We start from the raw sequence: 13,811 nt of genomic DNA, 5'->3' as shown, positions 1-13,811 counted from the left end.
GCCTCTACCTGTCGTGCCCCTTCTGCTGCGCCGCGCGGGCCCGGGGGCCGGTGAAGTATTCCTGTACCCAAGGATGATCGACCTTGGTCATCTCGTCTATGGGACCTTCGACCAGAACGCGTTTTTCCGCAAGCACCGCGACGCGGTCGCAGATGGCGTAAAGACTGTCGAGGTCATGGGTGACCATGAAAACGGTCAGCCCCAAGGCCTGTTGCAATTCGCCGATCAGTTCGTCATAGGCCGCCGCCCCGATCGGGTCCAACCCGGCGGTGGGTTCGTCCAGAAACACGATCTCGGGGTCCAGCGCCAGCGCGCGCGCCAGTGCCGCCCGTTTGCGCATCCCGCCCGACAGCTCGGACGGAAACTTGCCGCAACTCAGCTGTGGCAGGCCCACAAGGCTGATCTTGAGGCTGCCGAGCGCGCGCATCAGGCTTTCGCTCAGGCCCGTATGTTCGCGCAGCGGCGCCATCACGTTCTGCAACACGGTCAGCGATGAAAACAGCGCGCCGTCCTGAAAGGCCACGCCCCAGCGTTTCTCGATCCGGCGACGGTCCACCTCGGGACCGTTCAGCACGTCAACGCCCAGAACCTCGATGCTGCCGGCGGCGGGCTTGTTCAGCCCGACGATGGTGCGCAACAGGACCGATTTGCCGGTGCCCGACCCGCCGACGATGCCCAGAACCTCGCCGCGCCAGACATCCAGGTTCAGGTCATCATGCACCACCTGCGGGCCGAACTGGTTGCGCAGGTGACGCACCCGGATCACCGCCTCGCGCTGTGCCTCTGCCTTGGTGTCCTGCTGCTGGATTGCGCCATCCATGTCAGACGCCCACCTCAGAGAAGAAGATGGAAAACAGCGCATCGATGGCGATCACCATGAAGATCGCCTGCACCACCGATGATGTCGTCCGCTGCCCCACGCTCTGGGAAGAGCCCTTGACCTGCATCGCCTGCCAACAGGCGATCACCGCGATGACCACGGCAAAGAACGGAGCCTTGATCAGGCCGACTGCCAGGTGCCAGACATCGGTGTTTTCCTTCAGGCGCGTGACGAACATGCCGGGGCTGACGCCCAGATCGATCCAGCTCATCAAGGCGCCGCCGAACAGGCCGGCAATGTCGGCGACAAAGCCCAAGATCGGCAGCATGATCAGCAACGCCAGCACCCGAGGGACAACCAGAACCTCGATCGGGTCCAGGCCCAGCGTCTGCATGGCGTCGATCTCCTCCTGCACCTTCATCGAGCCGATCGAGGCTGTGAAGGCCGAGCCCGACCGGCCCGCCACGATGATCGCGGTCAGCAGGACGCCCAATTCGCGCAGAACCGAGATCGAGATCAGCTCGACCACGAAGATCTCGGCGCCGAACTGTTTCAACTGGGTTGCCCCCTGAAAGGCAAGAACCACGCCGATCAGAAACCCCATCAGCGCCACGATGGGCAGCGCCTTGAGCCCGGTTTCCTCCATCTGCGACACCAGCGCGGCCCGGCGCAGACGCCACGGCATGACCAACGTGCGCGCCAGCCGATGCAGCGTCAGGCCCAGAAAGCCCAGCATCGACGCCGTGTCGCGCCCGGCCCCGACCGTCCTCCGGCCCAGAGACTCCAGCCAGGGCACGAAGCCGCGCGGCGGGGCCTCTGCCGGTATCTCGGTTGCGATGTTCTGCGCGACGGTCTCAAGCAGCGCCGATTGCGTGGCCGAGACGTTTTCATAAGTCACGGTTGCGCCCGCCGCCGAGGCGCGCCGCGCCAGATCGCAGATCAGCCAGGCGCCTCCGGTGTCCAGCGACCTGAGCCCGGACAGATCGAAAACAATGCTTCTCGCGTCGGGGGGAACAGACCGAAATCCCTTTTCCACCGACTCCAGCGATTGGGTCACCATCTCACCCGAAACGGCGATCCGCAGGTCGTCGTTGACCTGCTCCAATGCAATCGAGGGCTGTGTCATGTGGGTATCAGATGGGAAACGGCCCCCTGCTGCAACGGCTTTCTTGCACATTAGGTGAAACTGGGCGTGGGGCGTGTCCTTCAGGGGCTGCCGCGCCGTCGGAAAATCTCGCCTGACCGACGGAATCGGTTGCCCGGCCCAAGGATCGCAGACACAGTCGCTTTCGGACGGAACACGGGATCCAGACAGGGTGGTTCGGAATGCGGCGAAGGGGAAATGTCCTGTTCATCATCATCGATCAGTTGCGTGCCGACTGCCTGACCGGGGCGCTGGCCGACCATGTCGATCTGCCGAACCTGCGCGGCTTCATGGCCGAGGGCGTCACGTTCACCCGCCATTTCTCGGTCACCAACCCGTGCGGGCCGTCGCGGGCGTCGCTGCTGACCGGACAATATGCCATGAACCACCGATCGGTGCGCAACGGCACGCCGCTGCGGCATGATACGCCAAACATCGCCACCGAAATGCGCAAGGCCGGATACCTGCCGCAGCTGTTCGGCTATACCGACACCTCGGCCGACCCGAGGGTGCATCACCCGAACGACCCGGCGGTAAAGACCTACGAAAACCCGATGAACGGCTTTCACGAGGTCGTCGAAATGCGGCTCGAGGAATCTTTTCCCTGGCAATCGCACCTGCTGCGCAAGGGATATGAGTTCGACAACTATTGGGACCTCTACAAGCCGGTTTCACAGGACGGGTCCGTGCCTCGGTTGAATGATCCGGCCCCTTACAGCGCCGAAGACAGTGACACGGCATTCCTGACCGACTCGTTTTTGAACGAGATCGCGTCGTATCGAAAGCCCGGCTGGTTCGCGCATTTGACCTATATCCGCCCGCACCCGCCGCTGGTTGCGCCGGCGCCGTACAACCGCATGTATGATCCGGCGTCGCTGCCCCTGCCGACGCGCCTTGATACGCCTGACGCCGAAGCCGCCGTTCATCCGTTCTTTGGTCCGGCGCTGGAAAACTGCGGGACCGGTGACTGCGTGCATGGCTTTGCCGAGGTGTCACCGACCGATCCGAACACCCAGACACTGCGCGCCGTCTATCTGGGGCTGGCGAGTGAGGTCGACCATCACATCGGTCGGGTGCTGCGGTTTCTTAAGGACAGTGGTCAATATGATGACACGTTGATCGTCATCACCGCCGATCATGGCGAGATGCTGGGCGACCACCATGCCTGGGGCAAGATGTCGGTCTATGACGCGGCCTATCACACGCCGTTGGTGATCCGCGCGCCGGGCAACGCGAGGAATGCGGGGCTGCGTGTCGACGTTCCGACCGAATCCATCGACATCGCGCCTACCATTATGGATTGGGTGGGGCAGGCCATCCCGAATTCGATGGACGGGCGTTCCCTGCTGCCGCTTCTGCAGGGCCAGACACCGGCGGACTGGCGCAGCCATTCTTTCAGTGAGCTGGATTTTTCCGACCCCGAACACCCGACCGTCTGGCAGAGGCGGCTGGGGACAGGGCACAGCGACTCGTGCCTGGGCATCCTGCGGGATGCGCGGTTTACATTGGTGGAATTCGCCGCCGATCTGCCGCCCCTGCTGTTCGATCACCATGGCAAGGGCGAGGCCGAGAATGTCGCGCACAAGCCCGAATTCGCGTCGGACCTTGCGCGGTTGACGCGCCAGATGCTGCGCCACCGGATGCGCAACATGGACCATACACTCTCGTTGCATTCAATCACGCCGGATGGGCCGAGATCGGTGTGGCGCTATTCCTGACCCACGCCAGTTCCACCCCCTGTGACATCGCGGATGTTGCGTTTTCCGGCTTTATTGATAAACCCGAGTAAATCTGAATCATCGGGAAAAATTATCTATAAAATGTCGGCTACATCGAACACCTGGACCCGCGAAACCGCTCAGGCCATCTATGACCTGCCGCTGATGGATCTTCTGTATCGGGCGCAGACCGTACATCGCGAGAATTTTGACCCCAACAAGGTGCAGATGTCGCGGCTTCTGTCGATCAAGACCGGCGGCTGCGCCGAGGATTGCGCCTATTGCTCGCAATCCGCGCGCAACGGCTCCAAGCTGAGCGCCTCGAAACTGATCGAGGTCGAACGCGTTCTGGCCGAGGCCCGCAAGGCCCGCGAGTCCGGCTCGACCCGGTTCTGTATGGGCGCCGCCTGGCGTGAGCCCAAGGCGCGCGACATGGATGCGCTGGTGGCGATGATTCAGGGCGTCAAGGCGATGGGCATGGAAACCTGCATGACCCTGGGTATGCTGGACGACACCCAGGTGGTGCAGCTGCGCGATGCCGGGCTGGATTATTACAACCACAACATCGACACGTCCGAGCGTTACTACCCCGAGGTCATCACCACTCGCACCTTTGCCGACCGGATCGACACGCTGAACCGCGTGCGCGAGGCGGGGATGAAGGTCTGCTCGGGCGGCATTCTGGGCATGGGCGAAAACGGCGAGGACCGGATCGACATGCTGGTCACGCTGGCCAACCTGCCCGAGCCGCCGGATTCGGTGCCGATCAACATGCTGATGCCGCAACCCGATACCCCGCTGGCCGACGCCAAGCCGGTCGATCCGATCGATTTCGTGCGCATCATCGCGCTGGCGCGGATCATGATGCCGAAATCCCATGTCCGCCTGTCCGCTGGCCGCAGCGACATGAGCGACGAGATGCAGGCCATGTGCTTCTTTGCCGGTGCCAACTCGATCTTTGCCGGCGACACGCTGTTGACCGCCGAGAACCCCGAGGAAAGCAAGGACGCGATCCTGTTCGCCAAGCTGGGCATCCAGCCGATGGAGGCGGAGTCCGAGGCCCGCGTGGACGCGGCCGAATGACAGCGATCGCAAGGCTGGGCAATGCGCTGAAGGTGCTGGAAACGCGCCATCGGCTGCGCAGGCTTGCGCCCCGCACTGGGCTGGATTTCGCATCCAACGATTATCTGGGCCTGGCCGGGTCCGATGTTCTGAAACGTGCGGCGCAGGACGCGCTGGACCGGGGTGTTCCGCTGGGTTCCGGCGGGTCGCGCCTGTTGCGCGGCAACCACCCCGAGCATGAGGCGCTGGAAGCCGAGGCCGCCGCCTTTTTCGCCGCCGAGGCGGCGCTGTACATGGGCGGCGGGTTTCAGGCCAATCAAGCCATTTTCGCGACCCTGCCGGCGGCCGGGGATCTGATCCTGCATGACGAGTTGGTCCATGCCAGCGCGCATGAAGGGATGCGCTTGGGTCGGGCCGACACCCGTGGCTTTGCGCATAACGACATTTCGGCGGCCCGCGCGGTGCTGGCCGATTGGCGTGCGCAAGGCGGCACGGGCCAGGTCTGGATCGCGGTCGAAAGCGTCTATTCGATGGAGGGCGATCTGGCCCCGTTGAACGCCCTGGCCGAACTGGCCCGAGCCGAGCAGGCAGTGCTGGTGGTGGACGAGGCCCACGCCACGGGCGTCTTCGGCCCGAACGGGCAGGGACTGGCCCATGGGTTGAACGCCGAGATGCTGACACTGCACACCTGCGGCAAGGGGCTGGGCGCCAGCGGCGGGTTGATCTGCGGGCCGCGTGAAATGATCGACACCCTGATCAACCGGGCACGGCCGTTCATCTTTGCGACAGCCCCGTCGCCATTGGACGCCGCCATCGTGCGGGGCGCGTTGCGGGCCGTCGGACAGGACCCGGGCCTGACATTGGCCGCGCGCGACCGGATGGCCCATGCCCATGCTGAAGCCGCACGCCTGTGCGGTCTGACCGGATTTCACAGCCAGATCATGCCCGTCATCGTGGGCCAGGACGCGGCCACGATGGATCGCGCGGCGGAACTCCAGCAGATGGGGTTTGACGTGCGCGGCATCCGCCCGCCCACCGTACCACGAGGCAGCTCGCGACTGCGGGTCTCGATCACCGGCAACGTCGGCGCGCAGGACATCACGGCGGTGTTTCAGGCCATCGCCGAACAACAGGCAGGAACCGCATGACCACAGTGATCGTGACCGGAACCGACACCGGTGTCGGCAAGACCGTGTTTTCCGCCGGGCTGACTGCGGCCCTTGGCGCGCAGTACTGGAAGCCCGTGCAATCGGGGCTTGAGGAAGAGACCGACAGCCAGATCGTAGCGCGCCTGTCCGGCCAACCGGTCTTGCCCGAGGCGTATCTGCTGAACCTGCCCGCCTCGCCGCACCTGTCGGCCGAGGCCGAGGGGGTCGCGATCGACCTGAACCGACTGACCCTGCCGCAGACCAATGGCCCGCTGGTGGTCGAAGGGGCAGGGGGAGTCATGGTGCCGTTGACCCGGCAGGCCTATTACCTTGACCTGTTCGCCCGCTGGCAGGCACCGGTGATCCTAGTGGCGCGGACGGCTTTGGGCACGATCAACCACACGACCCTGTCGCTGATGGCGCTGCGCGGCGCCGGTTGCCCGGTGGTCGGTGTGGCCTTCATCGGAGACCCCGAACCCGAGGTCGAACAGACCATCGCCCAGATGTCGCAGGTGCCCCACGTTGGACGCCTCGGCCGGATCGAGAATCTGACACCCGCCACCCTGCGCCGCGCGTTCGAGGCGATCGACATGGACACGATCCGAGGTGCCCTGTGACCCCGCTCGAGTTTGACGCCCGCCACTTATGGCACCCCTATACGAACGTGGCCGACCCGGGCCCGATGCATCTGATCGACCGGGCCGAGGGCGTGTATCTGTACCGCGAGGATGGGGTGAAGATGATCGACGCCATGTCCTCGTGGTGGTGCGCCATCCATGGGCACCGTCACCCGGCGATCACAGCCGCCATGCAGCAGCAGCTGGACCGGATGCCCCATGTCATGTTCGGAGGCCTGACCCATCGGCCCGCCATTGATCTGGGCCGCAAGATGGTGGCCCTGCTGCCCGAGGGGCTGGACCGGATCTTCTATTGCGACAGCGGCTCGGTCTCGATCGAGGTGGCGATGAAGATGGCGGTGCAGTTCCAGATGGCCCATGGCCGCACCGACAAGGTCGAGTTCGCCACGATCCGTGGCGGCTATCACGGCGACACCTGGAAGGCGATGAGCGTCTGCGACCCGGTCAACGGCATGCACGGGCTGTTCCGCGGTGCGCTGTCGATCCAACATTTTCTGCCACGCCCGTCCGTTCGCCTGGGCGATGACTGGCCAGAGGACTCCGCGCAGAACGGGCTCGACGCTCTGGAACAGTTGCTGCGCGACAAGGCGCACCGGCTGGCTGCGTTGGTGCTTGAACCGGTCGTGCAGGGCGCGGGCGGCATGTATTTCTATCACCCCAAGTGGCTGCGCCGGGCCAAGGCATTGTGTCAGGCCCATGACGTTCTGGTGATCTTCGATGAAATCGCCACGGGGTTCGGCCGGACCGGAGAGCTGTTTGCCACCACCCATGCGGGGGTGACGCCGGACATCATCTGCCTGGGCAAGGCGCTGACGGGGGGGCATATCTCGTTCGCCGCAACGGTGACCACCGAACAGGTGGCTTATGGTATCGGCAACAGCGAGGCCGGCGTGTTCATGCACGGCCCAACCTACATGGCCAATCCGCTGGCCTGCGCCGCCGGCATCGCCAGCCTGGGGCTGCTTGAAGACAACGGCTGGCAGTCCCGTGCGCGGGCCATTGAGACGCAGATGAAGGCCGAACTGGAGCCGGCGCGCGGCCTGCGCGGCGTCACCGATGTGCGGGTGCTGGGCGCCATCGGCGTGATCGAGATGGAGCACACGGTCGATCCGCGCATCGCTCATCGGCGGGCGCCGGAAACCGGTGTCTGGCTACGCCCCTTTGCGCGCAACATCTATTGCATGCCGCCCTATGTGATCTCGGGCGACGAGCTGAGCCGGGTAACGGCGGCCATGGTCGAACTGGCGCGAGGCGACGCATGAGGCGGCACTGGCTGAACCGTGACGGCGGAGCGCAGTTGACGCTGGTGTTCGGCGGGTGGGCGCTGGGGCCTGCGCCGTTTACGCGCCTGACCGGGGCGGCGGATGTTCTGGTGGTTGACGACTATCGCAACCTCGACGACGCCCTGCCCGAAACCGGCGACTATGACACGGTCCGGCTGCTGGCCTATTCCTTCGGGGTCGCGTCGGCCGCGCATTGGCTGGCGGGTCACGGGCTGACCTGTGTCCGCAAGGTTGCGGTCAACGGCACGCTGTTTCCGGCGGATGCAGACCGGGGCATCGCGCCCGAGACGGTCGCGGCCACGGCCGATGGCCTGAGCGCGGCCAGCTTTGCACGGTTCTGCCGCCGGGCCGGGCTGGAAGGCCCCGCACCCGGGATCGATTTTGCCGTCGCGGCCGAGGAACTCCGGGCCATCGCGGCGCGCGGACCTGCGCCCGATCCCGAGTTCGACCGGGTCTGGATTTCTGCCTCGGACCGCATCGTGCCGACGGCGGCGCAGGAGGTGGCCTGGGGCCAATCGGACACCGTGCGACGCATCCCTGGCCCGCACCAGCCTTTCGCGGCGGGGCAGACTTGGGCGGAGTGGTTCGCATGAACGCCATGCCCACGGACCGCATCCGGCGCAGTTTCAGCCGCAGCTTCGGCAGCTATCACTGCGCCGCTGGCCCGCAGGCCCGGATCGCCCGCGCATTGCCGCATCGGCTGGTCGATCTCGGGGCGCCCCGCCAGTTTGGCACCCTGTTCGAAATCGGCTGCGGCACCGGCCATCTGACCGAGGCGCTGCACCAGCAGTTTTCGTTCACCCGGTCCACGCTCAACGACCTGATGGCCGAGGCCCAGGAGACTGCGCGGCGATGGGGCGCGGATTTCCTGCCGGGCGATATCCGCAATGTGACATGGCCCGCGCGGCCCGACCTGATTGCCTCGGCCTCGACGGTCCAATGGCTGGACGATCCGACGGCCGTGGTCCGCCGCGCGATGCATCAGGTCGCACCCGGCGGGTGGGTTGCCATTTCGGGATTTGGCCCCGACCAGTACGCCGAACTTTCCGCGCTGGGGTCGGCCGCCCGCGCGCCCGGTTTGTGCGGCCCCGAGGATCTGGCCGCGGGGATCGGCCCCGATGCTGAAATCCTCGACCTGTGGCAGGATCGGCAACCGCTGTGGTTCGACACGCCGTTGGACGTGCTGCGCCACCTGCGTGAGACCGGGGTGAACGGCCGCGCGGCGCAGGTCTGGACCCGCTCCGACCTGACCGATTTCAGCACGCGCTATCGCGCCGCGTTTTCCGGCCCCGAAGGCGTGCGCCTGACTTATCACCCCGTCTGGATCATCGCCCGCAAACCCGGCTAGGGGCCAACCGGTCGCATCCGGCCCCTCTACACCTGCCCGAAAACTGGTGATAGGCCTGTGCCCAGGGGAGGATCGGCGTGGACATATCTGAACAGCGCATCAAAGAGATGACAACCGCAGGGCTGAACCTGATTGGTCAGGCGTTGTCGATCTATGACGACCAGTTGCGCCTTGTGGTCAGCAACAAGCGTTTTCAGGAAATGTTCGACCTGCCCGAACGCCTGGTGCAGCCGGGCGCGCTGTTCAGCGACACGATCCATTTTCTGGCCAGCCGCGGGGAATATGGTCACGACCAATCGGTCGAGGATCTGGTCAGCGTCCGGGTCGAACAGGCCTTGGCGTTCGAGCCGCACTACATGGAACGCGTGCGCCCCAACGGGCAGGTGATCGCGATCGAGGGCGCACCCCTGCCCACCGGTGGCTGGGTTGCCGTCTATACAGACATAACCAGCACCAAACGGGTCGAAGAGCTTCTGCGCAGCCGGTCCGAAGAACTGTCGGACCAGTTGCTGAGCCATGCCGAAGAGCTTTCGGCCACCAACCGGCAACTGGCCGCCACGATCAGCGCGCTGGAAGAGGCCAAGCGCCAGCTGACCGAGATCGAAGCGCGCACCCGCATGACCACCGAGATGATGCCCGCCCATATCGCCCATCTGGATGCCGAGGGGCGGTATGATTATTCTAACCGGCGGCTCAGTTCGGTCCTGCCGGGGCGGCCGTCGGACATCCTGGGTCTGCACATCTCGCAGGCCCTCGGCGCGCACGCTTACGAGCGGGTCCGGCCGCATCTGAAACAGGCCTATGACGGGCAGGCCTCGGTGTTCGAATTCACCGAGGATCAGGATTCACGCCGTATCCGTGTCTCGTTCACGCCCGACGGCGCGGGCGGCGTCTATATCATGTCGGTGGACATCACCGAGGAAACGCAGGCCCGCGTGGCCCTGCAGCAGACCCGACGCCGGGCTATGGCCGCGCAGATGACCAGCGGGCTGGCGCATGATTTCTCGAACCTGCTGACCATCATCCTGGGGATGCAGGCCAAGCTGGAAAAGATGGACCTGCCCGAAGACGCCGCCGAGCTTGTGGTCGCAACCCAGCAGACCGCGCGGCGCGGCGGGCAGCTGCTGAACCGCATCGCCGACATGACCGGCAACCGCACCCCGCAGCCGCAGGCCACCGACATGCGCGGCCTGCTCGAGGATCTGCGGGTGTTGGCCTCGCCTTCCTTGCCGCGTGGCGTGGGGCTATCGGTGGTCAATACTCTGCCGGATGAAGCGCTGATGTTGGACCCGGGCATGGTTCAGGACGCGTTGTTGAATCTTGTGCTGAATGCCCGCGACGCCTGCGGCAGTAGCGGGCAGATCACCATCAGCGCCCATGCGATCGGTCGGATCTGGGTGGAAATTACCGTGTCCGATACAGGCCCGGGGTTTTCACCCGATGCGCTGGACAAGGCGTTAAACCCGTTTTTCACCACCAAGGGCAGCAAGGGGTCGGGGCTGGGCCTGCCGATGGTCTATGACACGGTGAAGCTGGCAGGCGGAGACCTGCAACTGCGCAATACGCCATCTGGCGCATCCGTAATGCTGCGGCTGCCCTATCGGCCCGCGCCGCCTGTCCAGTCGGGCCTGGCGTTGCTGGTCGAAGACAGCGACGATCTGCGCCACCAGTTCCGCGACATGCTGGTTGATCTGGGTCTTTCGGTGATCGAGGCGACCTCGGCGGATGAGGCGCTGGCACTGACCGCCAGTTTGAATGACATCTCGCTGATCTTGTCCGATATTCGGCTGGAGGGCACTGCCACCGGCATTGATCTGATCGAACGACTTGCTCTACCAATTCCGGTGATCCTGATGACCTCGTTGCCCTATGATGACCCGCTGCACCGTCAAGCTCTTGCCAAGGCGCCGGTCCTGCGCAAACCCTTCACCCGCGCGCAATTGTCCGCGCTGATCCGAACCGAGGCCGCCTCATGACGCAACCCCTGGTGACCATTCTGGACGACGAGCCGGAAATCCGCCGGATTCTGACCGAAGCGCTTGAAGACGCTGGATTTCGAACCCAGAGCTTTGCCCGCGCCCGCGAATTCGAAGCGTCTCTGAAACGGGTCACGCCGGATGTGTGCCTCGTGGACCTGTCGCTGCCCGACACCGACGGATTGGCGCTGGTGCACCGGCTGGCGCTTGAACAGGGGGCGGCGGTCATCATCATTTCGGGTCGGGCACAGGTGCAGGACCGGGTGACGGGGCTGGAGTTGGGGGCCGACGACTACATCACCAAACCGTTTGACCCAGCTGAGGTGGTGGCCCGCATCCGCGCCCGTCTGCGTGCGCCCAGATCCCAGGTGCAGCAATCGCAGGTGGCCAGGTTCCATGGCTGGACGGCGTGTTTCGACCGCTATGTTCTGCTGTCTGATACCGGTGAGGAAGCCGCATTCAGCCATGCCGAGGGCGAAGTTCTGCGGCTGTTCCTGGAAAGCCCCAAACGCCTGATCAGTCGAGCGCAGATGCAGGAGGCTTTGGGCGGGGCTGCGGGCGAAAGCTTTGACCGGGCCATGGACGTGCGCATATCGCGGCTGCGGACCAAACTGGGAGAAGACCCCAAGAACCCCCGCCTGATCAAGACCATCTACGGCGCCGGTTACATCTTTTTGGGCGACGTCGAGTGGCGGTGATAGGGTTTCGAGCGAACGGCCCGACAGGTCTTGGTCACCCGATGCTTTGACGAAAACCCGCATTGTCACTGGTATTTTCGAGCTCAGCCCCTAACTGAAGGCTTCTGCGCGTCGTGGCACGGCTTTGCCGGTCGGCGCTTTGACAACTTGCAAATCCGGTTCTGACACGCAACAAGGCGTCAGAACGTTTGGAGACCCTGATGATCGGAAAGACCTGGGCCAAGTGGCGCTCCGGCCATATCGGCCGGCTGGTGGGCGATAGTCTGCGGGCGCAGTGGCGGCTTTATGCCATCGCAATGGTCGCCATGGCGATCGTGGCCGCGACGACAGCCGGAACCGCGTGGATGATGGAAAGCATCGTCGACGCGATGACCACCCCCGAAATGCAATCGCAGGTTTACTGGATTGCGCTTGGGGTCGTTGCGCTGTTTTTCACCAAGGCGGTGGCCTCCTATGCTCAGGCCGTGTTTCTGGCACGCGCCGGTAACCGCATCATCGCCGAGCAGCAGGAAAAGCTGTACGACAAGCTTATCACCCGCGGGGTCGGGTTTTTTGCCAAGACCGAGTCGTCTAGTCTTTTGATGCGCGTGACCAATGGGGCCCAGGCTGCGCGGCGTCTTGTGGATGTCATCGTCACCAGTTTCGTTCGAGACGCCCTGACGCTGGTCGGCCTGGTCTTTGTGATGGTCTACCAGCAACCGGTTCTGTCGGTTATGTTCTTTGTGGTGGGGCCATTGGCCCTGTGGGGCGTGAGGGCGCTTTTGAAAAGCGTGCGCGTCATCATGGAATCCGAGCTGAAATCGCTGGCAGAGATCATCAAGGTGCTTCAGGAAACTTCGGCCGGCATCAAGGTGATCAAGGTTTTTGCGCTCGAGGACATGATGGTCGACCGGATGCACGGCGCCATTCGCTCGGTCGAACGCCGCGCCAACTCGATCGCCAAGCTGCAGGCGATCGCAAGCCCCTTGATGGAGCTTTTGGCTGGATTGGCGGTGGCGGGCGTTCTCGTGGTTTCGACGATGGGACTCGCCGGCAGCGAGCCGCCATCGGCGGGTCAGTTGATGTCGTTCATCACGGCTCTTCTGATGGCCTACGAGCCGGCCAAACGGCTGTCGCGCATGCGTGTGGCGATCGAAACCACATTGGTGCCGATCGGTATGATGTTTCAGTTGCTGGATCAGGAAGACCCGATGCGCGAAAAGCCGGGGGCAATCGACCTTGCTCCGGGGCCCGGTGAAATTCGCCTGAAGGACGTCACGTTCGGGTATCGCGGTTCGCACCCGGTCATCCGAAATCTGAGCGCGACTTTCGAGGCTGGCAAGACGACCGCGCTGGTGGGGCAATCCGGCGGCGGAAAATCGACCATCTTCGGCCTGATCATGCGGTTCTACGATCCCAAAAGTGGTACCGTCGAAATCGACGGGCAGAACTTGCAGGATGTCAGCTTTGCCTCGTTGCGGCGCAAAATCTCGTTTGTGGGCCAGGACACGTTCCTGTTTTCGACATCCGTGATGGAGAATTTGCGCTTTGCCCGACCGGATGCCACCGACGAAGAGGTCATTGAGGCGGCGCGTGCTGCGCATGCGCACGACTTCATCATGGCGCTGCCCAAAGGTTATGATACGCAGGTTGGCGAAAACGGAGCCTTCCTGTCGGGTGGGCAAAAACAGCGCCTGGCCATCGCCCGGGCCATTCTGCGCAAGGCCGAGATTCTGTTGCTGGACGAGGCCACCAGTGCTTTGGATGCGGATTCCGAATCCCTCGTCAAGGACGCCTTGGACAGATTGACCGAAAACGTCACCACGATCGTCATCGCGCACCGGCTGTCGACGGTGCTGGGCGCGGACAAAATCATGGTGGTGCAAGACGGGCAGGTGGTCGAACAAGGCAATCTGGATGAATTGCTGGAAATGAAAGGCAGATTCCGGGGTTTGTTCGACCAACAGTTCAAGACGTCCTCCAATTGACGCAGGTGG

General features: G+C 64.1%; 12 protein-coding genes. 10 read left to right on the top strand and 2 right to left on the bottom strand.

Going from position 1 to position 13,811, the window contains the following annotated elements; genetic code table 11:
• Nucleotides 1–4 precede the first annotated feature (4 nt).
• Both AC2FMD_RS08080 and AC2FMD_RS08075 read right to left on the bottom strand, forming a co-directional pair.
• A complete protein-coding gene (locus AC2FMD_RS08080; RefSeq protein ID WP_496794902.1) occupies nt 5–820 on the bottom strand; it encodes an ABC transporter ATP-binding protein in 816 nt (271 codons plus the stop codon).
• 1 nt (nt 821) lies between these two features.
• Complete coding sequence (locus tag AC2FMD_RS08075) at nt 822–1,946, bottom strand: ABC transporter permease (RefSeq protein ID WP_496712349.1); 1,125 nt, start codon at nt 1,944–1,946, stop codon at nt 822–824.
• A gap of 200 nt (nt 1,947–2,146) precedes the next feature.
• Between AC2FMD_RS08075 and AC2FMD_RS08070 the strand changes: the two genes are divergently transcribed.
• The 10 genes from AC2FMD_RS08070 to AC2FMD_RS08025 all read left to right on the top strand — a co-directional run bounded on the left by AC2FMD_RS08070 (nt 2,147) and on the right by AC2FMD_RS08025 (nt 13,802).
• Nucleotides 2,147–3,682: an alkaline phosphatase family protein gene (locus tag AC2FMD_RS08070; RefSeq protein ID WP_496741656.1), complete on the top strand. Its 1,536-nt coding sequence runs from the start codon at nt 2,147–2,149 to the stop codon at nt 3,680–3,682.
• A gap of 102 nt (nt 3,683–3,784) precedes the next feature.
• A complete protein-coding gene (gene bioB, locus AC2FMD_RS08065; RefSeq protein ID WP_093963112.1) occupies nt 3,785–4,765 on the top strand; it encodes a biotin synthase BioB in 981 nt (326 codons plus the stop codon).
• Nucleotides 4,762–5,892, top strand: coding sequence for an 8-amino-7-oxononanoate synthase (locus tag AC2FMD_RS08060; RefSeq protein WP_496794901.1), 1,131 nt, complete (start codon nt 4,762–4,764; stop codon nt 5,890–5,892). The genes bioB and AC2FMD_RS08060 overlap by 4 nt, the downstream gene beginning before the upstream one ends.
• Nucleotides 5,889–6,509 carry a dethiobiotin synthase gene (gene bioD / locus AC2FMD_RS08055; protein ID WP_496794900.1) on the top strand — a complete coding sequence of 207 codons (621 nt, stop codon included), beginning with the start codon at nt 5,889–5,891 and terminating at the stop codon, nt 6,507–6,509. Before AC2FMD_RS08060 ends, bioD begins: the two co-directional genes overlap by 4 nt.
• Nucleotides 6,506–7,792: an adenosylmethionine--8-amino-7-oxononanoate transaminase gene (bioA, locus tag AC2FMD_RS08050; protein ID WP_496794899.1), complete on the top strand. Its 1,287-nt coding sequence runs from the start codon at nt 6,506–6,508 to the stop codon at nt 7,790–7,792. The genes bioD and bioA overlap by 4 nt, the downstream gene beginning before the upstream one ends.
• Nucleotides 7,789–8,406, top strand: coding sequence for a pimeloyl-ACP methyl esterase BioG family protein (locus tag AC2FMD_RS08045; RefSeq protein ID WP_496794898.1), 618 nt, complete (start codon nt 7,789–7,791; stop codon nt 8,404–8,406). Before bioA ends, AC2FMD_RS08045 begins: the two co-directional genes overlap by 4 nt.
• Nucleotides 8,403–9,161: a methyltransferase domain-containing protein gene (locus AC2FMD_RS08040; RefSeq protein WP_496741664.1), complete on the top strand. Its 759-nt coding sequence runs from the start codon at nt 8,403–8,405 to the stop codon at nt 9,159–9,161. The genes AC2FMD_RS08045 and AC2FMD_RS08040 overlap by 4 nt, the downstream gene beginning before the upstream one ends.
• A 107-nt stretch (nt 9,162–9,268) precedes the next feature.
• A complete protein-coding gene (locus tag AC2FMD_RS08035; RefSeq protein WP_496685738.1) occupies nt 9,269–11,137 on the top strand; it encodes a PAS-domain containing protein in 1,869 nt (622 codons plus the stop codon).
• The gene (locus tag AC2FMD_RS08030; RefSeq protein ID WP_496685249.1) at nt 11,134–11,835 is read left to right on the top strand and encodes a response regulator transcription factor; all 702 of its coding nucleotides are present in this window, start codon (nt 11,134–11,136) and stop codon (nt 11,833–11,835) included. The genes AC2FMD_RS08035 and AC2FMD_RS08030 overlap by 4 nt, the downstream gene beginning before the upstream one ends.
• 200 nt (nt 11,836–12,035) lie before the next feature.
• Nucleotides 12,036–13,802 (top strand): ABC transporter ATP-binding protein, encoded by a 1,767-nt coding sequence (locus AC2FMD_RS08025; protein WP_496741666.1) that lies wholly within the window; start codon nt 12,036–12,038, stop codon nt 13,800–13,802.
• Nucleotides 13,803–13,811: the final 9 nt, after the last annotated feature.

This window comes from Ruegeria sp. BHSC276 (assembly GCF_059612945.1).
Note: the sequence above shows the minus strand (reverse complement) of the source record. Positions and strands in the feature narration are given on the sequence as shown.